Genomic DNA, 22012 nt, shown 5'->3' on the forward strand with positions numbered 1-22012 from the left:
ACCCACCGCTTTCGCGAGCAAGCCCGCTCCCACATTTTGACCGCGTCCACATCGCCGGACTCAGTGCAGGCTCTTTTCCAGCCACTGCTTCAAGTCCAGCAACTCCGCCTCACCGACGGTATGAATCATCCCCGGGTAGCCGTGGAATTCCGGGGTGAGGCCAATCCCCTGCAATACCTCGTTGGCCCGCGTTGCCGAGTAGTACGGCAGCGCCTGGTCCAGCGTCCCGTGACCGATGAAAATCGCCAGCTTGCCCAGTCGCGCATCCGGCTTGAGTTCGGCCTTGAGTACCGGCAGCAGGCTGCCGCTCAACGCCGAAATCCCGCGCAGGGTTTCGGGATGTCTTAACCCGACTTCGTACGACATGATCGCACCCTGGCTGAAACCCACCAGAAACACCCGCTCAGGTTGGGTGTGGTACTTGGTGGTGGCCTGGGCGACGAAGGCTTCGATCAGCTTGGCGCTGCTCTGCAGGTCGGCGGTCTCGCCATCAAAATCGCCATCGCCCGGCTTCTTGCGAAACCAGCGATAACCACCGCCCTCCACCGGCATCGGTGCCCGTGCAGACAGGTAGGTCCAGGTCGACGGCAAGCGGTCCTTGAGCCCGAACAGGTCGGCCTCGTCACTGCCATAACCGTGCAGGAAGATCACCAGCGGCTCGTTGCGGGCATCACTTTGAGTCTGTTCCAGGTAAGGCAGCGGCAGGTCGGTGTGCAATACGTCTTCGGCCTGTGCGGCGCCGGTAAACAGCGCTACCGTCAGGGCAATCAGTTTGAGCATGAGCATCAACCTCTAGGGTTTGCGCAACAAATAGGTATCCATGATCCAGCCATTGGCCTGGCGCGCCGCCTTGCGCACACGTTCAATCTCTTCGGCAACCTCGGCCACTTTGCCGCTGATCAGGATTTCATCCGGTGTGCCCAGGTAGGCGCCCCAGTAGATATCCAGGTCCTGATCGGCCACGGTGCGGTAGGAATCTTCGGCATCGAGCATGACAACCAGGGTGTCGGCATCACTCGCCTGCCCCGCCGCCAACCGGCGCCCGGTGGTGATTTCGATGGAGCGACCGATGCGGTTCAGCGGCACTTTGTGCTGCGCCGCCAACGCCTGGACGCTAGTGATCCCGGGGATCACTTCAAATTCGAATTCGCAGCTGCCGCTGGCGAGGATCGCCTGCAGGATACGAATGGTGCTGTCGTACAGTGCGGGGTCGCCCCAGGCCAGGAATGCGCCCACTTCGCCGTCGGCCATTTCTTCATTGATCATCCGTTCGAAGGTCTGCTGCTTGTCGCGGTTCAGGTCCTTCACGGCGGTGGTGTAGTCGATATCACCGCGCACCCGCTCGGGGCAATCGGCCTCGACAAAGCGGTAGGCGTGATCGGTGATGTAGGTCTCGCAGATTTCCCGGCGCAGGTCGATCAGCTTGTCCTTGCTCTGGCCCTTGTCCATCAGGAAAAACACGTCGGTGCGGTTTAGCGCCTTGACCGCCTGCATCGTGATGTAGTCAGGGTTGCCGGCGCCAATGCCGATGATCAGGATGCGTTTCATGGGAAAGTCTTCATGGGTGGTCTCGGTGCGGGGAACGGATTTTGCCATGTTCGGGACGTCAGGCGTGAGTTTCCAGGCGCAGGCGCCAACGCCCATTGAATCGCAACTCGGTGGATGACAGCGGTTCCACGTCGATCAGGTTGAACATGGCGGGTGGGCATTGCATGACATGCAGCAGCGCTGCGCGGATCACAAATGGATGCGTCACCGCCACGACATGCCCCGGGGATTGCTCGAGGGACTGCAACCACTGTCCTATCCGCTCACACAGTTGCACTACCGACTCGCCGCCGTGGGGCGCCGAGGTGCTGTCGGTCAACCAGGCCTGAAGCGCTTCGGGTTCGGCCTGCTGAACCTCCTCGATCGCCAACCCTTGCCAGCGGCCAAAATCACAATCGCGCAGGGCTGTTTCAACCAAAGCATCGTCGGCAAACAGCGCCGCCGTCTGCCGGGTCCGCGCCTCCGGGCCGCACAGCACCCGGGGTGCACGCTTGAAGCGTTGCCCCTGGGAAAGCGCCGCCTGCTGCCAGTCCATCTCCACCGACTCATCCAGCGCAAAGCGTGCCTGTTTCTGGGCACGGGTGCTGGCGTGGGCAACAAGGGTCAAACGGGTGGCCTGCATGACAAATCGCTCTGGTTTTAAGGTGCAGTCAGCGTAGACTTGCGAAGTTGTTTCAACATGTTTCAACTATTCTGCAACAGGAAGCCGGTTCAATGCCGGCGCGGTCGCGCCACTGTATTCGGCCTTTTAGCCGTAAGCCAGACCCTGTTTCAGCCAACTCGCTATCCATTTCGGGACGCGTCATCCCTGGAGGTTCTCATGGCTTATACCGCTGCAACTGGCTCCGACGTTTCAATACCGTCCATTCCCCTGGGCGAAATCCTGCCCTGGGCGATCTTCGGCGGCCTGCTGCTGTTGCTCGCGATTTACTTCGTCGGCGCCGAGCAAGGCGCGACGGCCGTGTTCAAAGGCATGTACGTGCATGAGTTTGTGCATGACGGTCGCCACCTGCTGGGTTTCCCCTGCCATTGATTGGAGCGTGACGACATGACAGGACATTTACTCGTTCGCGGGATGCTGGTGGGCCTGCTCGCCGGCATCCTGGCCTTCGGCTTCGCCAAGACTTTTGGTGAGCCGCAGATCGACAAGGCCATCGCCTTCGAAGATCAGATGGCACAGATGCACGGCGACGCGCCGGAAGAGGAACTGGTGAGCCGCGAAGTACAAAGTACCTTCGGCCTGTTCACCGGCGTGGTGGTGTACAGCGTCTCCCTGGGTGGCATTTTCGCCCTGGTGTTCGCCTACTCCCTGGGCCGCATCGGCAAGGTCGGCCCCCGTGGCTTGGCAGCGCTGCTGGCATTGGCGGCGTTTGTGACGATCATCGTGGTGCCGGGGCTGAAGTATCCGGCCAACCCGCCATCGGTGGGCGACCCGGCCACCATCGCGCAACGCACCAAGCTGTTCTTCCTGATGCTGCTGGTGTCGGTGGCGGCTGCGGTGATTGCGATCAACGCGGCGCGCAAGCTGATTGCCAGCCGTGGCCTATGGGCAGGCGCGATCCTCGGTGTGGCGCTGTATATCGTGATCGTGTCGGTGGCCGGCAGCTTGTTCCCGACCATCAACGAAGTGCCGGAACAGTTCTCGGCAGTGTTGCTGTGGAAATTCCGCGTGGCCTCCCTGGGGATTCAACTGGTGCTGTGGACCACCCTGGGCCTGGTGTTCGGCGCCGTGGCCGAGCGCAAGCTGAGCCAGCCTCAGGCGCGTCTCAACTCCTGACGGTACAGGTAGCCGCCGACGAATCGGCGGCTACCGGCATTCACACCCCGGGCCGCGCCAGGTAGAACACCTCGTAGCCATTGCCCGGATGGTTCACATCCAGCGCCTTGGCCGACAAGGTAATTCGCACCAGCTTCCACGCCTGCACATCCAGCGCCAGAAACACCGCGAAGTTATCGCTGCTGTCCGCGAGCTGCTGGTTGCGGGCCTTTTCTGCGGCGAGGATTTGCCCGCGGTCCGCCCCCGGCGCCAGCGCCCACTCCTCCCGATACAGGCTCAAGGCGTCTTGCGCCGGACCTCGCTGCACGTCCAGCGGTAACCAGGACTCAATGTGCGGCTGGCCAAAACTGTCGAGGACCTTCTGGAAGCGCTCGCCGAGCAAGAAATCCGCAGCCTGCAAAGGATCCGACCACAGATAAACCGACGAATACAGGTTACCCACCCCCGGCCCCTGCCCTCGCTCCTGGGCGATAAACGCCTTGAACAGCAAACCCTCGGCATGATCCCACAACGGCCCCAGGCGAGCGGCCCGCTCACGGATGACACCCATGTCGTAATCGGCTGGCAAGCGGTGTGAATATTGTTTGGCAAACATCATGGCGCTCCTGTTCAGATGAGTGCCCAGCTTGCGCAGCGCCCATGATTTCAGCAAGATATCACCAGATATAGGTGTGATAAGGAACTGAAATGACCGACGCACTCAAGCCGCTGGATATCGACACCGTGCATGCCTTTGTCCTGGTCGCCGATTTCGCCAGCTTCACCCGCGCGGCCCAGGCACTGGACACCTCGCAGGCAGCCATCAGCCTCAAGCTCAAGCGCCTGGAAGAACGCCTCGGTTATCGCCTGCTGGTGCGCACACCGCGGCATGTGCGGCTGTCGCCCCAGGGCGAGCAGTTCATCGTCGCCGCCCGCGCATTGCTCAATGCCCACGAACGGGCGTTGGGTGACATGGGCAATGGCGCCCCCCGACGGTTGGTGATCGGCATCAGCGACCACGTGGCCGGGCCGGACCTGCCACTGTGGCTCAGCCGCCTGGCCGCCTATGACCCGCTGGTGATCCTGGAGGTGCGGATCGCTTCGTCCCGCGACCTGGTGGCGGCGTTCGACCGCAACGAACTGGACGCGGTGATCGTGCGCAACGAAGGCGATCGCCAGGACGGTGAGGTATTGGTGGTGGAGCGCTTTGGCTGGTTCGCCGCGCCTACCTGGCAGCACACGCCCGGCACGCCCCTGCGCATGGCAACCATGGCCTCGCCCTGCGGCGTGCGACACCTGGCGGTACGCGCGCTGGATGAGGCGCGGATTGACTGGACCGAAGTGTTTGTCGGCGGCGGCGTAATGGCGGTGGGTGCGGCAGTCAGCGCCGGCCTGGGTGTGGCGGCGCTGGCCCGGCGAGTGGCGCCGGCGGGCGCCGTGGACGTCAGCGAACAGTACGGATTACCGGCATTGCCCGTCAGTGAAATCGTGCTGCATAGCCGCATCAGCGACGGCCGCTCCCGCGAGACATTGCGGGCGTTAAGCGCAACCTTCAGAGGGGTTCTGGAGCGTTAGATTGCATCTGGGTATACCGCCCGCGCACGAACCGCTCCAGTTCATCGCCCGGCAGCGCCTTGCTGAAATACCAGCCCTGGATGATCAGCTCCGAGCCCGACTGCAAAAACGCCAGTTGCTCGGCGGTTTCCACGCCTTCCACCACTACCCCGAGGTTCAGCGCCTCACAGAACCGCAGCATCCCGGTCAACACCTGGGCGCCCTTTGGATCATGCTGGGCGACCACGAAACTGCGATCGATCTTGATGAAATCCACGGGGAACTGGTGCAGGTAACTCAGCGCTGAAAATCCGGTGCCGAAGTCGTCGATATACACCTTGGCACCAATCGCCTGGAGCTTCTCGATCATCTGCCGCGTGCCCTGGATATCGCCCACCAGCGCATCCTCGGTGATCTCCACCGAAACCTGCCCGTGGGCCTGGGCCAGTATCTCCACCAGCCGATCACCATACGCCGGGGTAGTCAGCGTGGCGCTGGAGATATTGATCGTCATCGGCAACGTAAACCCGACCTTCTGCCACTTCTGGTACTGGCGCACAGCCTGGGATGCCACCCACACATCCACGTCGGGCATCAACCTGGCATGGGCCAGCCATTGCAGGAACTCCCAGGGTGAATGCACCGTACCTTCGGCGTCCCGGGCCCGCATCAACGCTTCGCAACCGGTGCATAGCCCGGTCCGGGTGGAAATCTGCGGCTGGAATTCGAGGTAAAACTCGTAGTCGCTGATCTGCTGGATATGACTCAACTCGCTGACCTGGCGCGCCTGGGCCTTGTGGGACGCCATCACCGGGTCCAGCTCCAGCAAGCGGCCTTTTTCTTCCAGGCCGCGAAAGGTCATGTCCAGCGACTTCAAATACACCGTGCCGCCCTCCGTGGCCTGGCGGTTGATCGCACGCACATAGGGTGCATAGATCAGCATGCCAACCCCCAGCAACACCACCTGCAGCAACACTGCCGCGAGATCGCCGTGGGTGCTCAGGTAGGCGTTGAGCAACACCGGCGCGGTAAATGGCACGCTCACCACCGCAGGCGACACCCAGCCAATCTGCACCACCATCAACGCCAGTATCACGTTGAACGCCGGGACCACCAGAAAGGGAATGAACAGCCGCGGGTTAAGAATGATCGGCAAACCAAACAACAGCACTTCACTGACATTGAACAACGACAACGGCAGGCTCGCCATCGCCACCAATCGCATGGACCGGCTTTTGGAAAACAGCAGGATCGCCAGCAGCAGGCACAGGGCACCACCCGAACCGCCGATAAACGCGAAACTGCCCAGCAAGCCGCCATTCAGTAGATATTTGACCGGCTCGCCCGCGGCCACCGCCGCATTATTGAGCCCGACCGCCTGGTCCAGCACATCAAAAAACGGCTGCATGGCGTAGACCCCATGGATCCCGAAAAACCACAGCAGCGAATTCATCAGGGTCACAAACAGACCGCTGCCATAGGGCGTCTCCAGTGCATCGAGCACCTGCGGCCCCTGAAGCTGTGCCACCTGCGGAATCTGCAACAGCAACGACAGCACGAGCACCAGCCCGAGCGCCGTGATCGCCCCCGGCACCACCATATTGAGGGTGCCCTTGAGGTTGTGCCCCACCAGGTCTTCGTTGATCAACCGCGTCCAGCGACGCCGATGCAGCCAGGCGATGGCGGGCACATTGATCAGCGGTGAGGCGATGGCGATGAACAACACGAAGGTCGCCGAGGCTCGGGGAAAATCCCGCAGCACAAACGTGGCGATCACTACATGGGCCAGGCACAGGAACGCTACCGGGAGTTGCGGCAGGCGGTGCTGGATCGCGAGCATGTAACCGATGGAGGCTGCCACCAGCAGCGGGATCACCGAGCTGATCTGGTTGTGCAACCCCGCCAGGAAGGCCACCACCTGAGGGTCGAAACCCAGCACTCGGGCGCATTCGGACAGGATCAGGAAACCGGCCGATACCAGCAGGCACGGCAGGATCCACAACAGCCCCTCGCGTATGGCCCGCAACGACTCGGTACTGGCGAGGGCCGCCAGCCGCTGGGTGAAGAAAAGCTTGAACAGCGTTTGCGCCATCACCTGTCCCTCGGTCCCTGATGCCAGGGTCGCAAAATAACACCTGGCTGTCGCCTTATCACGGGGTAACGCTACACGCCCTGACACCGCAAGCGAAAGGCTTTTGCCGCCCCTGGCGCATTTATTCAGAATCACCGCAGGGGCTTGCTGCTTGTCGATTGGCTCGGGTTGGCCCATCCTTTGGCGCACTGGTTGTCGTAAAAAACGACGCACCCCTCGAACGGACTCGACTGATGCTGCGATTCACTCCCCTCATGGCCTGTGCGCTGCTTGGGCTGACCAGCCCGTTGGCCGGCGCCGCCACCCCGACCTTCGCCGATGCCCAGGCCAGCGACCCGGCCAGGCTGCAATGGATGGTCGGCGCACCGCCGCCGGCCGACCGCACCGTACGCTTTGAAGACGGCAGCTATTTCCGCTTCCCGGCGATGCGCTGGAGTGTCGCCAACTTTCGCCAATTGATGCCCACGGTTAACGTCTCCCGCGGGCTCGGCGCACCGCTGGCATTGCCACGCAAACTCGACCCGGCACTCGATGCAATCCCCGTGCAGCCAGTGGGTGCAGCCCAGCCGCTGACCTGGCGCCAGGCCCTGGACGCCACCTACACCGATGGCATCGTGGTGATGCATCGCGGCACGGTGGTTTATGAGCGTTATTTCGGGGTGCTCAAGGAGGATGGGCAACACGCGGCCATGTCGGTCACCAAATCGGTGATCGGTACCCTGGGCGCGATGCTGGTGGCCGATGGCACCCTGGACCCACAGAAAAAGATCGTCGACTACGTGCCCGAACTCGGCGGTTCGGCCTTTGGCAGCGCCACCTTGCGCCAGGTGCTGGACATGACCACCGCCCTGGACTACAGCGAAGATTATGCCGACCCCAACGCCGAAGTCTGGGCCCACGCCCAGGCCGGCAACCCGCTGCCCAAACCCAAGGACTACACCGGGCCGCGCAGCTACTACGAGTTCCTGCAAACGGTTAAGCAGCGCGGCGAACACGGGCGTGCCTTCGGCTACAAGACCGTCAATACCGACGTACTCGGCTGGGTGATTGCCCGCGCGACCGGGCGCAATGTCGCGCAACTGCTCAGCGAACGCATCTGGAGTCGGCTTGGCGCCGAACAGGACGCCTACTTCACCGTTGACTCCATCGGCACACCCTTCGCCGGTGGCGGCCTGAACACCGGGCTGCGGGACCTGGCCCGGTTTGCCGAGATGCTGCGCAACGGCGGGCGCTTCAATGGCCAGCAGATCGTGCCCGAAAACGTGGTGACGGATATTCGCCAGGGCGGCGACAAGCAGGCGTTCGCCCAGGCCGGCTACGCTCAATTGAAGGGCTGGAGCTATCGCAACATGTGGTGGGTAACCCACAATCCCGACGGCGCCTTCATGGCCCGCGGGGTGCATGGCCAGAGCATCTACATCGACCCCAAGGCCGAAATGGCGATTGTTCGCTATGCCTCCCACCCGGTGGCCGGCAACGCCGCCAATGATGGGGTGACCTTGCCCGCCTATGCAGCCATGGCGGCTTTTTTAATGTCCAAGCCAGACTGACCGTCTCTCTTACCGTGGAGTAAACCTTTGTCCCAACCCGGCGAAAACCACCAGCTAGCCCTGGACCGATTCTTGAGTGAACACCCGGCCCTGGCCGCGGAACTGAATACGTTGAACCCCTTGGCGGCCCAGGCCAAAGGGGAAACCATGGAGCAGTACCGCGCCGAGCGCCTGCATGAAGCCTTCGAGGCAGAAGCCGAGCAACAGGGCTTGTTCGCCTGGGAACTGACGCTGAAATTGACGGCGCATTCCCCGGCGGAGTTCGAGGCGCAACGCCTTGAGGTGCACAAGGAGGTGGCGCAAATGGCAGGCCTGAGTTGGTTCGAGTATTGCCAGCTGCACGACTTGCCCGTCTAGAACCAGCGGCCCAGGCCCTTCCTGCGATCAGCGAGCACCGCGCGTAATTCATCAAGGGTAACGGCCCTGCGTTCAGGGTCAGCCGTCAACGCCGTACGCAATACAGGCCAGCAATGACGAGGCAGTTGCCTGGGCCGGGCCGGCCTGTCACTGGCGTGGCGCCGGCCTTGTGCCAATTCGTACAACACACAGGCCACTGCATACAGGTCGGCGCTGGCCGACAGTGCTCCGCCAGCCAGCAACTCCGGCGCGGCGTACGCGGGCGTCCAGGCATTGAAGCGGCTGCGACTCAAGCCTGGAGAACCCGCCGGGGCCTGTCCGCAAGCCTCGCCCAGACCGAAATCGAACAAGCGCAAGCCGCCGTCTCCCACCATGACATTGGCGGGTTTCACATCCCCGTGCAGCACACCCTGCTGATGGCTATGGCGCAACGCGTCGAGCAATTGCATGGCGATGCCTTGCAGCGCTTGCCAGGGTAAACCGCCGGGGCACTCCAGCAGCAACCGGTCCAGGGTCATGCCCTGGAGCAGCTCCATGGTGAAGAATGCGATCTGGCCGGGAGCATCCACTTCAAATGAATACACACGCACCACCTGCTCATGCCGCAGGCTGCGGGTCAGGGCAAACTCGTTGTACAGCAACACGTGGGCATCCGCAGACTCGCGGATGGCTTCGCCCAACACCTTGATCGCGACACTGGAACAGGGTTCGCCAAACTGTTCGTGCAGCAGGTCCCGCGCACGATAGACCACGCCCATGCCGCCTGCGCCCAACACGCGCTCGATCAGGTATCGCCCGGCCAGCAACTCGGGGGCTCCGTCGCGCGGTGGGTTTACCGGGGCCTTGGCAAAGGCAAAGTGGGTCAGATCGCGCATGACTGCACCACCACAGCGGTCAGGTTGTCGCCGGCCGTGCCGCGCAAGACACCTGCAAACAGCTGGTCCAGGACACGTTGCGGATTTCCCTGGCTCAAGGCCTGGCCCAACTCAGAGTGGCTAAGCGCCTGGTACAGGCCGTCGCTGCACAACAGAAACACATCCCCTGCCAAGGTACCGAGTTCCAGGACCTGCGGGCTCAGTGGTGCCCGCGAGCCGATGGCCCGGGTCAAGGCCCGTGCGTCTGGATGGGCCCTGGCCTGTTCCGGGCTCACCTGCTGGTCAATCAATTGCTCACACAGCGAATGGTCTCGCGACAGCTGGTACAGCGTCTGCCCGCGCCACAGATAGCAACGACTGTCACCGGCCCAGACACACGCAGCGCGATCGCCCTGAAGCAACAACGCCACGACCGTGCTTCCCATGATGGCCTCGGCGCCATGGGAGGCCAGCGTCAATTCATCGCCCAGCCGCCGGTTGAGCCATTGCAGGCAACGACGGGTCGCCTCGACGCGTTCATCCAGGCTGCCCTGGCCGGGCAATGACGCCAGGCCATCGACCACCAGCTGGCTGGCGATATCCCCCGCCTGATGCCCACCCATCCCGTCCGCGACGGCCCAGCAGCCCGTCCCGGGGCAATCGAGAAAGGCATCCTCGTTGCGTAAACGGACCTTTCCACGGTCTGTGCGACCGGCGCTGTGCCAGCGGTCGCGAGGTTGGCTCACAACTGCTCCGGCAGGCGAAAGGTTCGCCACTGCGCCATCTGGAATGGATTGGGTGTGCGTCGGCTGGTCAGCAGGTAGTTGGCGCGCAAGCCTGCCAGGTCAGCCTTGAGGATCAGCTCATCCTGCCCGCTGGAGGGTTCGTTCTGCATCAAGTCGAACAAGCGAAACAGGGACCAGGCCCCGGTATTTTTTTCGAGCCCCAGCGCCCGCTCGCTGCCACGCTCCAGTACCAGGCTGCTGCGACCATTCTCAGCCTCGGCTGGCCATTGCATCGCCATGGGGACAATCGGCCCGTGCCGGTACTCCATCTGCTGGCCACCCAAACGCAAGACCGCGCGACTCACCGACGGGTCCAGGCTATAGGGTGCGAGCGTGAAACGAACCTGCAAGTCCCCCGGCTCATCCGCAAAAAAACCGCGCCTGATCACCTGCACCTTCGCCTGCTGGTCGAGCAACGCCCGAGACATCGGCAAGCTGCGCCCATCCAGGCTACGCAGCCTGTAGCGCCCGGAATCACCGCTGACGAAAGGCTTCAGATAGCTGTCAAAGAATCGCGCCATGATCCCCTCAGGCTTGAAAAACTCCTGGAAGTCGTTGAGGGAAACGTCGCTGCTGGCGTGGGCATTGAACGGGAAACGCAGCTTGATCGCCCTGCTGTAGAAACCATATACCTCGCTCTGATAACGCTGGTTCACATGCCGATAAGCCTGGTCGAGCAGGCGGCGCCAATGCTCGTCGGCCAGGCTTTCGAACCAGCCCGCCAGCGGCAGCGGCAAACGCGCGGCCACGTTGCGCAGGTTACTCAGCGCATCCTGTTGCCCCTGGATCCGCCGCTTGACCATCTCGAACGCGACCGGCTCCGGCGCGCCTTCGCGATTCAAGCTCGCCAACTGCAGGTGCAAGTCGTTGAGCGCCTGTAACACGCCGGTCAACTCGGCCCCCGGGCTCTCCTGGCTGTCCAGCAACTGGTGCAAGGGCTCGAAGCGGCGCTGCATGGCTCGCCGTGCGCTGTCGGGCAAGGCATTGACCAGCCCGGCGGCGGTCGGCAACCGCTCTGCCGCAGGCCCAGGCAGCTTGGCAGCCAGCTCGTCGAGGCGCTCACTGGCCGACGGCAGGCGCGTGTGGTCACGAACCTGCTGCAACAACTGCAACAACGGCGACTGGGCCGACGTCAAGCTGGCGAGCTGCTCGGCGCCTTGCCTGGAGTTTTCAGTTTCACGCAGGCCAACCTGCCCAAGCGCCTCGCTCCAGGCATCGGCATACTCGCTGAAGTAGCGTTGTTCAAGCTCCACCATCAACCGTTGCAAATCCATGGCGCTCAGGTCGGCGCCCTCTCCCAGCACCCAGTTGTCCTGGACGATGGTATTCACCAGCCGCGCGCCCTGCGCTTCAAAATGCCGTTGGTACGTGCGTGTATAAAACCCCGGAATGGAACGCTCGCCCCCCTCAAACACCCGCCCGTGTGCAAGGCGCAACGGTTCAAGGCCGCGAGCTTGTTCGCGCAGCACCCGGTACACCACGTCAACCAGCGATTCGCCCCGCAACACGTGGCGCGCGCGGGCCACCAGCTCGTCATCGAGCGGCTGCACGAACGGCTGCTCAAGCAAGCGCGCGAAATGTTCATTCAACCGGTTTTGCACGGAGGGCTCACCGGCAAACCGTACAGACCAATGCCCCGCCACCCGCTCACGCAGCCAGCCGACATCCCGCCGCTCCCGCAGGTTGAGCATCAGGTACGCCCGGAGGTTATCCAGCAGCCGCTCACGATCTTCCAGGCTGCCGCGAACCTGTTCCTGCAGCATCTCGCTGACCTGGGACAGCAATAGCCGGCCCAAGGCACGCTCGTAGGCCTGCTCCAGCACCGGACTGCTGATACTGCCCTGATACAACCCCATCCGCTCAACCAGCCTGGCTTCGCCCGGCAAGGGGAAAATCCGCGTGGCCGCCAGGCGGCTGTCCAGCAGCGGCAGGAGTGCCTGGGTAGCGTCTGACCCAGGCTGCACGGGTGCGGGCTGTCGTGCCAGCGCCTGCAGTTGCTCCAGACGTTGATGATTGGAGGAGTAACTGTGGGTCCACAGCAAGCCCGCCGCCACGACGACCACTAGTGCGCCCAGGGCCAGCCCCCCCTGGTGCCGGCGGATTCGACGGCGCTCCTGGCTATCGAGGTCCGCCAGGTCGGCTTGCGCCAGAATCACCCGGCTGAACAAGCCCTGGATAAAGTACGCACGTGGTTCAAGTGCCTGTGGGCCACCGTCGGCGCTGGTCAAGTAGAAACCACGAAAGCCGTTGGTGTGCTGATAACGCGGGCCGCAAAAAGCAACGTCGATATAGAGGCTCAGGCGCTCGCCAATCCGGGCCGCCTGATGGGGGAAGTCGAGCATCCGTCCGCGCAGATCACTGTTGCGTTCCTGGTGCAGGCGCTGCACAAGCTCACCGCTCAAGCGCTGCAGCAGTGCTTCAAACGCCTGTCGTACCTGGGCAATGCCAATACCCGCTTTGCCTGGGACGATAGATTCGCCCAACACCGCATCACTGCCTTCGCCCAACGGCCGCTCGAAGAACTCCGCAAACCCCGGCAGGCGGTCGGCCTGGGTCACCACCAGGTAGACCGGCACCTCCACATGCAACGTCTGGCGGATCTCCAGCAACCGACTCTGGACTGCCCGCGCCTCATTCTCCAGCTGACGCTCGCTGCCATGGAGCAATGTGTCCGTGGACAGCGCCACCACCACACCGTTGAGCGGGCGTGTCCGGCGCCGCACCTTGAGCAGCTCCAGCAGCGTCGACCAACCCGCGCCATCCACCTGGCTGTCAGGCTGGGTAAGGTAGCGGCCGGCGACGTCGAGCAACACGCCGTCCTCGGCGAAATGCCAGTCACAGTCCCGCGTGGCACCGCCCTGCGTCGCTACCGACGCGCCCTGATCCTGGAGCAACTGCAAGCCACTGGCGGCCAACATCCGGGACTTGCCACTGCCTTCCTTGCCGATCAGCAAATACCAGGGCAATGCATTACGCCAACGCGGGCTGCGTTCACCATAAATCAGGGAGTGTTTCAGGGTGTACAAAGCGTCCTTGAAGCGACCGCGCAGGCGCCGCTGCTCGTTTTCAACCTGGCCTTTGCGCGGGCGTGGCTCGCCGTCATCGACGGTTGATTGCCGGGCCATACTGCGCCAATTGGCATACACCATCGCCAGGCCCCACAACAAAAACAGCCCGCTGATTGTCAGCAAGCGCGATGCCGCCGCTTGCCAGAATCGATAGTCGTCGACAGCCAGCAGCGGCCCGAAGAACCACACGGTCATTGCGACCGCGAGCACCAGCAGCAGGCTCCAGACCCAAACCCTGCCCAGCACGGCGCCCGCGCTCCTGAAGAATGCGTTCATGCGTTGCTCCCTGCGTTAGAGCGGCGCCCGGAACATATCCGGCGCCACGAGTTGATACGGTTGCAACATCGCTTCACGCTGCTGGCCCAGCACCCAGGCAAATCCTGCATACAGGCTCAACAGGCTGGCGGCGACAAACACTGCAATCCAGGTGAGCGACACGACCCTCAGCCGTTTCCGGCGCGGCTGTTCCGGCCTGGGCGACGGCGCGCACGCCGCAGGCGTATCACCCCGCACATGCCGGATCTGCCGATACAGCGCGTCCCGAACCTGTTCAAGCTGCAACAACCCACGCTCCATGACCCGGTACTTGCCCTCAAACCCGAGGGACAGGCACAGGTACATCAACTCCAGCATCGCCAGGTGCTTGAAGGGGTCCCTCGACATGCGCTCAAGCAACTGGAAAAACTTCTCGCCGCCGAAGGTTTCGTTGTGAAAACTGCTCAGCAGGCTCATCTTCGACCAATCGCTCTGGCTGCCCCATGAGGTGGTGACCACTGCCTCGTCGATCACGCTGCACAGCACATACCGCGCCGCCATGACCTCGCTGCCTTGGGCCCCGTCATGCCGGGCCCGCGTCTCGAACAGCGTGACTGCAGCCGAGAGTCGTTCATTCAGGGCGCGCAGGCTTTCCTCGGCGGTACTGCGCTTGAGGCGGACCACCTCGGACAACAGCTCCCAGGCAGGCGCCACCAAACTGTTCAGGCCAATGTCGAAATGCTCCGCGCCCTGCAAGCGGGCCGCGTAGATCATCCGGTCTTCCAGTTGTTCGAAACGCGGCGGCGATGCGAAGTCGGTCATCGGTCCCTGCGCCGGTCCGCGTCCCTGTCGATCAAGCAGGACGGTTTTCTCGTCCTCCGGGTATTCCCTGTCCATGGTCTCAGTTCCTGATGGCCCAGAATTTCAGTTCCAGTTCGGCGAATTCACCGCTGACGTGGAAGGCAAATCCTCCCGACTGCTTCAACTGCTCAATGTCCCGGGCACCGAGTTCAAGCATGAAATAGGTGTTGGCGGCATGAAACGGTATCTGCCGGGGAGCCACCGGCAGCGGCTTGACCTTGATGCCCGCCAACTGCAGGTTGACCAACTCGCGAATCCGCTCCACAGGGCCGACCTTGAGGTGCGCCGGCAGCCGGTGACGAAGCTCCTCGGCGTCACAATGGGCGCTGGCGGCCAGAATGAAGGTCGCCGAACCCAGCAGGTTGAGATCGCTCACCGGGCACACCAGCACCCCGTACTGGCGAGGCTGCAACGCCAGCTCAATGGCATGCTGCTCAAGCACCATCGACAGCAGGCTGCGAATCGGCTCCATCAATCCACGAAAGCTGGCGCCCTGGTCGCTGTGCCGGTAATGCCCCTCGAAGTGCGCACGCTTGCTGTCGCTGGCAAACGTCGCGAGTTCACCCAGGATCGACAGCAATGTTCGATACAGCGTTTCAGGGCTGACCTGGCTCAGGCTCAGGTAGTGACGCAAGACCAGTTCGGTGCGATTGATCAATTGCAACATCAGGAAGTCGCCAACCTCCGCGCCGGCGGCGGTACCGTTGGCGCGAATCCGCTCGGCGATGGCATCCCCCCGGTAAGCGAGCAGGCTGATCACTTCCTTGAGGCAAGACAGCAGGTAGCCGGAGCCATGCAGGTGAATGAAGCTCGGGATAAAATCGGGGTCCAGGCTGACGCCCTCCTCGGTGCAACTGAGCACCTGGGCAACCTTGAGCTTCACGTAATGCGGGTCGCTGTGTTGCTCCCCCAGCAACAGGCGAAAATCCAGCTGCCCGCAATTGACCTGACGACGAGCTTCTTCCCCGGCGTTGGAGTCGCTGACGTCTACCGCAAGAGTCTTGTAGCGCGCCAACACATCAATCTGCTCGGGTCGACGGGCTTCAACACAGTTACCTGTGGCCAGCGGCAAGGCCAGGTAGATCGACTGCTTCCCGGTATTGACCGGAACCTCCAGCACCAGCGACTCCATCGCGCCGCCCAGCTCGAACAGGCTGCCATCCGGCAATATGCCGCTGGCCTGGCTGATAACGACCTTGCCCATATTGAGGTATTGCACATCGATTTCCAGGGCCAGGAAGCCCCAGGCGTGACGGCACAACAGCTGGGTGCGGCGCGTGAGTTGCTGATCGTGGTACCGATCGTTTTGCTGAAAATGCTGAGGGCGCAACAACATGCCTTCCTGCCAGATGACTTTTTGGCTGTACATGTCAGTCGCCCGCCTTCGCGGGTTGCGGGTTGACCAACCGAATGCCGGCCTGATCAAGGATCAGTTCAGCGCCGGTCAATCGCTGCGCGGTCACCGGCAACACATAGCGCCATTGCGAGTGAGGCAAATCACGGTACGCCGCCAGCACACCGACATAACGACTGCCTGGCTCGAGGCTGAGTTTGAGCGTGGAGTGATCGCCGGGGCGCAACTCCAGCTCTTCGAGGTTCACCAGGTCCTTGGGCAACGTGTGCTCGGCATGAGCATAAAGGCTGAAAAAGTCCGCATTTTCAAAAGCCACGGGGTGTCGAAGCTCCATCAGGTGCACCACGATCGGCGACGGGCGACCATGGAGATCAGGGTTGACCCGTTCGCTGGCGGTCAGTGTCAGGTCCAGCTTGGTCAACTTCGAAAAGGGCGACAGGGAGCAACCACCCAGCAAACCCATTACAGCGCACAACAATGCAACGGTGACTCGGGACATGAAGATCATCCTGGATAACGGTGAAGGGTTGAGATCAGACGAATCTGTTCCTCGTACGCCTTGGCGAAGTCGCTGCCCAGCAGGCGCTCGCTCAAGTGCTCGTCCTCGATCAGTGCCTGGTAATGGCGCTGGTACGCGCGCCAGCGGGCGCCACACCGGGGAATCAGCGGCGGCCTTGCCTGGCGTTCGAAGCACAGCAGCAAATGGCCGGGCGCAAAGGCTGCCAGAGCGCCGCGTACTGCCGCGCGGCAGGCCGCCAGCAAGGCCACCTCGTGAGCCTGCATGTCGCGGTACGCCCGCATGACAAGCATCTCGGCGGAAACCTGCCCCAGCTGCCCGACACCCAGCAGCGACCCCAAGGCCGCACTGGCGTCTGCGCTGTCTCTAAGTGGGTTGGGGCTTTGGAGCGGCGTCTGGGTGAGTGCCAGTTTCAGCTCTTGCCTGAGCTCGTTACGGGTGCCCAGGCTCTGTTGCAACCCTTCAGTCATTTGCCGGAGCAAGCTCGCGGCCTTGATCGCCAGGACTTCTCTTGCCGACTCATCGAGGTCGCCCAGATCAATACCGAGTGCCTGCGCAAACCCCAACCAGAAGGGCCCTGAGCCGTGACCTGGAACGGGCGATTGCGGACTTGGGGCAACCTGGCGCGCAGGCTTCACAAGCTCGGGAACCGTCAGGTGATCCCGGTCCGCCGCCGCGTGGTCCGTCCAGCGCAATGTCTCGTAGGTGGTCATGTTCAGGGCCGCCAGCTCCTGCGACCCGTCCTCGCGCTGCAGTTCGCTGGCCAGTGCCCGCAGTGGGTCCAGCTCAAGGAATGCATCATCGGGAATCAGCCTGTGTAATCCGTCCTGGCCCTGTCCCTGCGGTGGGCTGACCAGTCGTGCGCGAATACTCAGCGGCCCCAGCTGAAATACCGCGCCGTCATCTATCGGTTGCTGCTGCCCCTCATGCAGACGCTCACTGCGGCCTGCCAGGCGGGTTCCATTGCTGCTGATATCCGTCAGGAAATACCGGCCGTCACGATAACTGATCACCGCGTGACGACCGGAAACCTGGCGACTGGTGTCAGGCAGGGTCCAGTCGCAACCGGCCCCCCGGCCGATGACGCCCCCCACTCCGTCAAAGACTTTGCGCAGCGCCGGCGCGGACTCTGCTGGCCCCGCAGGGCACACCTCAAACACTAGCTGCATGGCAGGACTCCTCCGCGCTCACAGGCCACGACCGGTGGACCGTGGATCACCCAGCGGACGGTAGTCATCGTCGTCAAAGACATGATTGGTGTTACAGCCACTCAGCAAAAACAACACAAGCACCAGGGCTTGCCACTGACTAACAGGCATCAGGTATCTCCCGGAATTGAAAGGGTGTGCCATTCAGCACTCTCCCTGGACTTCGCCAAACGGAATGTCCAAGCGTGCAAGGCGGTACAACAACGTGCGCCGGGCGAGGCCCAGTTCACGGGCGGTGCGGGTTCGATTGCCACGGTTCTTGCGCAGGCAGTCGATCAGCACTACCCGCTCGACTCGCTCCATGCGCTGGCGCAGCGTTGCGTCGACAGCGGGCGCGGACAGGGTTGATGGCAGCGATAAATGCGCAGGCAGGATCACCTCGTCGTCGCACAGCAGAACCGCCCGCTCCACCATGCATTTGAGCTCACGAACGTTGCCGGGAAAGTGGTGGCTGGACAGTTGATCCAGGGCCGCACTCGACCAGCCCACCGTGGCTCGCCCCAACAATGCACAGGCCTTGTCGGCGAAATGCCGGGCCAGTTGCAGCACGTCCCCGTCCCGCTGGCGCAGCGCCGGCAACTCGATAGGAAACTGCGCCAGCCGGTAATAAAGGTCCTCGCGAAAGCTTCCTTCAGCCACCATGCTGGTGAGGTCCCGGTGGGTCGCCGCGACGATTCGCACGTCGACCTTGTGGGACGTGTTGGCACCCAACGGCCGAATCTCGCCCTCCTGCAGGACCCGCAACAACTTGGCCTGCAGTGAGAGCGGCATATCACCGATTTCGTCGAGCAGCAGCGTGCCGCCGTGGGCGGTGTCAAACAGGCCGGCGTGGTCTCTTTCGGCCCCGGTGAACGCGCCTTTGCGGTAACCGAACAACTCACTTTCGAGCAAGCCTTCGGGAAACGCTGCGCAGTTTTGCACCACAAATGCCTTGCTGCTGCGCGGGCCGGCAGCATGAATGGCCCGGGCGACCACCTCTTTACCGGTGCCGGTCTCGCCCCGGAGCAGCACGGTGTAGGGGCTATGCACCACCTTGCCGATCAGGCGGCACGTCTCGTCCATGGCCGTGCTGTTTCCGATCAAGCCGTAGGCGCTGGTGCTGCGGGTGCTGCGAACCACCTTCAACGCACCGGGAGCCCGGCGCATTCGCCGCAACAGGGCCAACTGGCTCAAGACAAAACTGCCCAATTGGCCCAGGGACGCACCGTAGCCAGCCAGCTCCGTCGCTCGCAGGCTGGCACACAACACCATCCCGGATACCTGCTTGCTCGGCCCCGGTAACGGCACGCACAGGAGTGATTGCCAGGACGCCGCGACCGCTGGCAGAAACCCCGTGTCATACACACTGCTGCCTGCCTCGGTGAGGTGGAACACGCGGTTCTGTTGCAGCACGTACTGCAACAGTTGCTCGTTCCGGAAATCCGCGCCCGAGCTCACAACCGCCCCTGGCGGCGACAGGCCCGGCAAATACTGGGCAGCCAGTTCGAGGCGGCCGGTGGCCTGGTCGAGCAGGTACAACTGGCCAAGCTCGCAGCCGCTCAGTTGCGCGGCGCCCGTCGCAAAGTCATCGGCCAATGTCGATTCGTCGCTATTGATGCCCAACCGGGTAAACCATCCCAACAAGGCAGCGGCGTAGTCCAGCGGGCTTGGCAACTGGGTAAACGGATTGTCCGCCATCAGCTGAACTCACAGATTACGGTGCCATTGGCATCCAGCCTGGCATGGACGAACTGCAGGGACTTGCCAACGGCCATCGCATCCAGCAGGCGATCCACCACCTGCGGCAACAGGTTTTCCTCGATCCATTGGTCGACAAACCGCGCGCCACTCCCACTGTGGCTACAGTGCTCGGCCATGTGTGCGACAAGATCCCCTGCGTGACTGAATGCGAGCTTGCGCTGAAGCAGACGCTGGCCCAGGCGCTGAAGTTTGTGTTCAATCAGTTGGTGCAGCACCGCGCCTGCCACCGGGTAATACGGCACGACTCGCATACGGGCCAGCAGCGCCGGCTTGAAATGAGCTGTCAGTACCGGCCGGATCGCGGCGTGCAGCACTTCGACAGCCGGTCGTTGACTGTCGGCGCACAGCCCGGTGACAAGATCGCTGCCCAGGTTGGAAGTCATCAGGATCAGGGTATTGCGAAAGTCGATTTCACGTCCTTCTCCATCATTGGCTACCCCTTTGTCGAACACCTGGTAAAACAGGTTCAGGACATCCGGATCGGCCTTTTCCACCTCATCGAGCAGCACCACTGAATAGGGCTTTTGCCGCACCGCCTCAGTCAGCACCCCGCCCTCCCCGTAACCGACATAACCCGGTGGTGCGCCGATCAGCCGGGACAGTGAGTGTTTCTCCTGGTATTCAGACATGTTGATCGTGGTGACAAAGCGCTCGCCGCCATACAACAGGTCGGCCAGGGCGTGGGCTGTTTCAGTTTTGCCGACACCACTGGGGCCCACCAACAGAAATACCCCCACGGGGGCATCAGGCCTGTTCACGCCGGCCGCGACAGCCCGCAGGCAACGGTCCAGGACCTGCACGGCACCTTCCTGGCCGAGGATGCGACCACGCAGATCATCCGCAAAGTTCAGGACCTTCGCGCTGTGTTCGCGGGCAAGCTGCTCCAGGGGAATACCCGTCCAGGCGCTGATAACCTGTGCCACCAACCGTGGGCATACTTCGAAGCTGAGCAATCGCTGTTCGTGCTGTATGGCCTGCAACGCCTGATGGTTCTGGGCCAGGAGCGGAGCGAGAGCCTCAGTGCTTTCGCCAAGGTTACCGGCGTCGACCAGTTGCTGGCGCAGCGAGAGTACCTTCTCGGCCAGTTCGCGCTGTTGGGTCCAGCGTTGTTCAAGCTGGAACTGTGCGACTTCTACTTCTTCCAGTCTCCGGGTGAGGTGCTGCAGCACCTGTTCATCGATGGCCAACCCCGCGTCGGCATCCCTGCGCACGGCACGTTGCTGGCGCGTGCCCTCGGCCAGTTCGGCGCGCAACTGCTGCAGTTCGTCCGGCGCCGTGACCAGGCTGATCCGCACCCGGGCACAAGCGGTGTCCAGCACGTCCACAGCCTTGTCCGGCAACTGGCGGCCGGCCAGGTAGCGGGCACTCAACTGCGCGGCGGCGACCACGGCGTCATCGCGCACGTAGACTCCGTGGGTGGCCTCATACACCGGGACCAACCCACGCAAAATCGTCACGGCATCGTCAACCGTCGGCTCGTGCACTTGCACCGGCTGGAAACGCCGCGCCAACGCCGGGTCTTTCTCGAAGTACTTCTTGTACTCCGACCAGGTCGTCGCGGCGATGGTACGCAACTCACCTCGTGCCAGCGCTGGCTTGAGCAGGTTGGCGGCATCGGAGCTGCCGGCCTGGCCGCCTGCGCCGACCAGGGTATGAGCCTCATCGATGAACAGGATGACCGGTTGCGGCGAGGCGTTGACCTCATCGATCAAGCCTTTGAGGCGGCGCTCGAACTCACCCTTGATGCTGGCACCGGCTTGCAGCAGGCCCATGTCCAGGGTCAGCAGGCGCACCTTCCTGAGCACCTCTGGCACTTGCGCGCTGACGATCCGCAGGGCCAGGCCCTCGACTATCGCGGTTTTCCCGACACCCGCCTCGCCCACCAGAATGGGGTTGTTCTTGCGCCGCCGCGCGAGCGTATCGATCATTTGCCGGACTTCGTTATCGCGACAGAGCACGGGGTCGAGTTTCCCGTCCCGGGCCTGGCGAGTCAGGTCATGGGTAAAGCGCTCCAGCAAGGAACTCCCCGCCTCAGCGGGAGCCGCCTGCGCGTTTTCACTCAAGAGAAATCCGAGCACACGCGGTGCATCAAGCGTGCTCATCACCGACTGGTAACGGCTGCCAGCGTGCTGCATCGGGTTGCGCAACAAGGCGAGCAGCAAGGCGCCATGGTCCACTTCCCGTCGGCCCAGCTCCAGATAGGCAACCAGCAACGCCTGCTGCAGCCATTGCACCAGGGCGGGCGAAAACACCGGATTGCGGGACGCGCTCTGGTCGACCCGAGGTTGCAGCACGGCCTGCAATTCCCCGGCATCCACGCCCGCGTCCTGCAGCGCTCGCATAAGAACACCCTCGGGAGGCTCCAGGAGCGTCAGCAGCAAGTCTTCCACCAGGACCTCGCCGCCGCCCCGGGTGACACAACGCTCGGCGCTGCGTTCCAGGTCGCGCCGTGTGGACGCCGTCAATGCCTGGATAAGTTGTTGCAGATCCACATTCATCATATCCATCAATCC

20 protein-coding genes are annotated in these 22012 nt (G+C 62.8%); 5 read left to right on the forward strand and 15 right to left on the reverse strand.

Annotated elements, in window-relative coordinates:
* Positions 1-60: 60 nt before the first annotated feature.
* From ACW9I6_RS10950 to ACW9I6_RS10960, 3 genes are read right to left on the reverse strand one after another with little or no spacing between them, the layout of a single operon-like run.
* Positions 61-780: an alpha/beta hydrolase gene (locus ACW9I6_RS10950; RefSeq protein WP_177008244.1), complete on the reverse strand. Its 720-nt coding sequence runs from the start codon at positions 778-780 to the stop codon at positions 61-63.
* Between the two features lie 12 nt (positions 781-792).
* The gene (cobF, locus tag ACW9I6_RS10955) at positions 793-1548 is read right to left on the reverse strand and encodes a precorrin-6A synthase (deacetylating) (protein WP_003208076.1); all 756 of its coding nucleotides are present in this window, start codon (positions 1546-1548) and stop codon (positions 793-795) included.
* A gap of 58 nt (positions 1549-1606) precedes the next feature.
* Positions 1607-2170, reverse strand: a complete 564-nt coding sequence (locus tag ACW9I6_RS10960; RefSeq protein ID WP_003208075.1) for a histidine phosphatase family protein — start codon at positions 2168-2170, stop codon at positions 1607-1609.
* Positions 2171-2368: 198 nt separating this feature from the next.
* On the opposite strand from ACW9I6_RS10960, the gene ACW9I6_RS10965 reads away from it, so the two are divergent.
* Together ACW9I6_RS10965 and ACW9I6_RS10970 are read left to right on the forward strand one after the other, a co-directional pair.
* Positions 2369-2581 (forward strand): CbtB domain-containing protein, encoded by a 213-nt coding sequence (locus ACW9I6_RS10965; RefSeq protein WP_003208073.1) that lies wholly within the window; start codon positions 2369-2371, stop codon positions 2579-2581.
* 15 nt (positions 2582-2596) lie between these two features.
* Positions 2597-3325, forward strand: a complete 729-nt coding sequence (locus ACW9I6_RS10970; RefSeq protein WP_032899583.1) for a CbtA family protein — start codon at positions 2597-2599, stop codon at positions 3323-3325.
* 40 nt (positions 3326-3365) lie between these two features.
* Here the strand turns inward: ACW9I6_RS10970 and ACW9I6_RS10975 are convergent, their stop codons facing one another.
* Positions 3366-3920 carry a DUF4865 family protein gene (locus tag ACW9I6_RS10975; RefSeq protein WP_087694166.1) on the reverse strand — a complete coding sequence of 185 codons (555 nt, stop codon included), beginning with the start codon at positions 3918-3920 and terminating at the stop codon, positions 3366-3368.
* 92 nt (positions 3921-4012) lie between these two features.
* Between ACW9I6_RS10975 and ACW9I6_RS10980 the strand changes: the two genes are divergently transcribed.
* Complete coding sequence (locus tag ACW9I6_RS10980; RefSeq protein ID WP_087694167.1) at positions 4013-4879, forward strand: LysR family transcriptional regulator; 867 nt, start codon at positions 4013-4015, stop codon at positions 4877-4879.
* Here ACW9I6_RS10980 and ACW9I6_RS10985 read toward each other — a convergent pair.
* Positions 4857-6950 (reverse strand): EAL domain-containing protein, encoded by a 2094-nt coding sequence (locus ACW9I6_RS10985; RefSeq protein ID WP_102604784.1) that lies wholly within the window; start codon positions 6948-6950, stop codon positions 4857-4859. The two genes, ACW9I6_RS10980 and ACW9I6_RS10985, sit on opposite strands and share 23 nt — an antisense overlap.
* Before the next feature lie 254 nt (positions 6951-7204).
* Between ACW9I6_RS10985 and ACW9I6_RS10990 the strand changes: the two genes are divergently transcribed.
* Together ACW9I6_RS10990 and ACW9I6_RS10995 are read left to right on the forward strand one after the other, a co-directional pair.
* Positions 7205-8500, forward strand: a complete 1296-nt coding sequence (locus tag ACW9I6_RS10990; protein WP_371858861.1) for a serine hydrolase domain-containing protein — start codon at positions 7205-7207, stop codon at positions 8498-8500.
* A 27-nt stretch (positions 8501-8527) separates the two neighbouring features.
* Complete coding sequence (locus tag ACW9I6_RS10995; RefSeq protein WP_087694170.1) at positions 8528-8857, forward strand: DUF6388 family protein; 330 nt, start codon at positions 8528-8530, stop codon at positions 8855-8857.
* Here ACW9I6_RS10995 and ACW9I6_RS11000 read toward each other — a convergent pair.
* The 10 genes from ACW9I6_RS11000 to tssH are packed head-to-tail and all read right to left on the reverse strand — an operon-like array spanning position 8854 to position 22000.
* Positions 8854-9732, reverse strand: coding sequence for a serine/threonine-protein kinase (locus ACW9I6_RS11000; RefSeq protein ID WP_177008247.1), 879 nt, complete (start codon positions 9730-9732; stop codon positions 8854-8856). The two genes, ACW9I6_RS10995 and ACW9I6_RS11000, sit on opposite strands and share 4 nt — an antisense overlap.
* Entirely contained in the window at positions 9720-10457 is a 738-nt protein-coding gene (locus tag ACW9I6_RS11005) for a PP2C family protein-serine/threonine phosphatase (protein ID WP_134326849.1), read from the reverse strand. The genes ACW9I6_RS11000 and ACW9I6_RS11005 overlap by 13 nt, the downstream gene beginning before the upstream one ends.
* A complete protein-coding gene (gene tssM / locus ACW9I6_RS11010; protein WP_457339281.1) occupies positions 10454-13840 on the reverse strand; it encodes a type VI secretion system membrane subunit TssM in 3387 nt (1128 codons plus the stop codon). The genes ACW9I6_RS11005 and tssM overlap by 4 nt, the downstream gene beginning before the upstream one ends.
* 15 nt (positions 13841-13855) lie before the next feature.
* Positions 13856-14716 (reverse strand): type IVB secretion system protein IcmH/DotU, encoded by an 861-nt coding sequence (icmH, locus tag ACW9I6_RS11015; RefSeq protein WP_457339282.1) that lies wholly within the window; start codon positions 14714-14716, stop codon positions 13856-13858.
* 4 nt (positions 14717-14720) lie between these two features.
* Positions 14721-16049 (reverse strand): type VI secretion system baseplate subunit TssK, encoded by a 1329-nt coding sequence (tssK, locus tag ACW9I6_RS11020; protein WP_177019434.1) that lies wholly within the window; start codon positions 16047-16049, stop codon positions 14721-14723.
* 1 nt (position 16050) lies between these two features.
* Positions 16051-16533: a type VI secretion system lipoprotein TssJ gene (gene tssJ / locus ACW9I6_RS11025; RefSeq protein ID WP_023658927.1), complete on the reverse strand. Its 483-nt coding sequence runs from the start codon at positions 16531-16533 to the stop codon at positions 16051-16053.
* A gap of 5 nt (positions 16534-16538) precedes the next feature.
* Complete coding sequence (tagH, locus tag ACW9I6_RS11030; RefSeq protein WP_457339283.1) at positions 16539-17720, reverse strand: type VI secretion system-associated FHA domain protein TagH; 1182 nt, start codon at positions 17718-17720, stop codon at positions 16539-16541.
* A gap of 18 nt (positions 17721-17738) precedes the next feature.
* The gene (locus tag ACW9I6_RS11035; protein WP_003208049.1) at positions 17739-17870 is read right to left on the reverse strand and encodes a hypothetical protein; all 132 of its coding nucleotides are present in this window, start codon (positions 17868-17870) and stop codon (positions 17739-17741) included.
* Between the two features lie 33 nt (positions 17871-17903).
* Positions 17904-19436 carry a sigma-54 interaction domain-containing protein gene (locus ACW9I6_RS11040; RefSeq protein WP_457339284.1) on the reverse strand — a complete coding sequence of 511 codons (1533 nt, stop codon included), beginning with the start codon at positions 19434-19436 and terminating at the stop codon, positions 17904-17906.
* Positions 19436-22000, reverse strand: coding sequence for a type VI secretion system ATPase TssH (tssH, locus tag ACW9I6_RS11045; protein WP_457339285.1), 2565 nt, complete (start codon positions 21998-22000; stop codon positions 19436-19438). Before tssH ends, ACW9I6_RS11040 begins: the two co-directional genes overlap by 1 nt.
* Positions 22001-22012: the final 12 nt, after the last annotated feature.

Source organism: Pseudomonas sp. SDO5522_S412 (assembly GCF_054071215.1).

Excerpts from the sequence above, each read along its gene's own strand:
- ACW9I6_RS10965 (WP_003208073.1), top strand. The coding sequence starts at position 2,369 with ATGGCTTATACCGCTGCAACTGGCTCCGACGTTTCAATACCGTCCATT.
- ACW9I6_RS10975 (WP_087694166.1), bottom strand. The coding sequence starts at position 3,920 with ATGTTTGCCAAACAATATTCACACCGCTTGCCAGCCGATTACGACATG.
- ACW9I6_RS11040 (WP_457339284.1), bottom strand. The coding sequence starts at position 19,436 with ATGGCGGACAATCCGTTTACCCAGTTGCCAAGCCCGCTGGACTACGCC.
- tssK (WP_177019434.1), bottom strand. The coding sequence starts at position 16,049 with ATGTACAGCCAAAAAGTCATCTGGCAGGAAGGCATGTTGTTGCGCCCT.
- ACW9I6_RS10990 (WP_371858861.1), top strand. The coding sequence starts at position 7,205 with ATGGCCTGTGCGCTGCTTGGGCTGACCAGCCCGTTGGCCGGCGCCGCC.
- ACW9I6_RS10960 (WP_003208075.1), bottom strand. The coding sequence starts at position 2,170 with ATGCAGGCCACCCGTTTGACCCTTGTTGCCCACGCCAGCACCCGTGCC.
- ACW9I6_RS11000 (WP_177008247.1), bottom strand. The coding sequence starts at position 9,732 with ATGCGCGATCTGACCCACTTTGCCTTTGCCAAGGCCCCGGTAAACCCA.
- ACW9I6_RS10985 (WP_102604784.1), bottom strand. The coding sequence starts at position 6,950 with ATGGCGCAAACGCTGTTCAAGCTTTTCTTCACCCAGCGGCTGGCGGCC.
- tssM (WP_457339281.1), bottom strand. The coding sequence starts at position 13,840 with ATGAACGCATTCTTCAGGAGCGCGGGCGCCGTGCTGGGCAGGGTTTGG.
- tssH (WP_457339285.1), bottom strand. The coding sequence starts at position 22,000 with ATGATGAATGTGGATCTGCAACAACTTATCCAGGCATTGACGGCGTCC.
- ACW9I6_RS10980 (WP_087694167.1), top strand. The coding sequence starts at position 4,013 with ATGACCGACGCACTCAAGCCGCTGGATATCGACACCGTGCATGCCTTT.
- tssJ (WP_023658927.1), bottom strand. The coding sequence starts at position 16,533 with ATGTCCCGAGTCACCGTTGCATTGTTGTGCGCTGTAATGGGTTTGCTG.
- ACW9I6_RS10950 (WP_177008244.1), bottom strand. The coding sequence starts at position 780 with ATGCTCAAACTGATTGCCCTGACGGTAGCGCTGTTTACCGGCGCCGCA.
- icmH (WP_457339282.1), bottom strand. The coding sequence starts at position 14,716 with ATGGACAGGGAATACCCGGAGGACGAGAAAACCGTCCTGCTTGATCGA.
- tagH (WP_457339283.1), bottom strand. The coding sequence starts at position 17,720 with ATGCAGCTAGTGTTTGAGGTGTGCCCTGCGGGGCCAGCAGAGTCCGCG.
- cobF (WP_003208076.1), bottom strand. The coding sequence starts at position 1,548 with ATGAAACGCATCCTGATCATCGGCATTGGCGCCGGCAACCCTGACTAC.
- ACW9I6_RS11035 (WP_003208049.1), bottom strand. The coding sequence starts at position 17,870 with ATGCCTGTTAGTCAGTGGCAAGCCCTGGTGCTTGTGTTGTTTTTGCTG.
- ACW9I6_RS10970 (WP_032899583.1), top strand. The coding sequence starts at position 2,597 with ATGACAGGACATTTACTCGTTCGCGGGATGCTGGTGGGCCTGCTCGCC.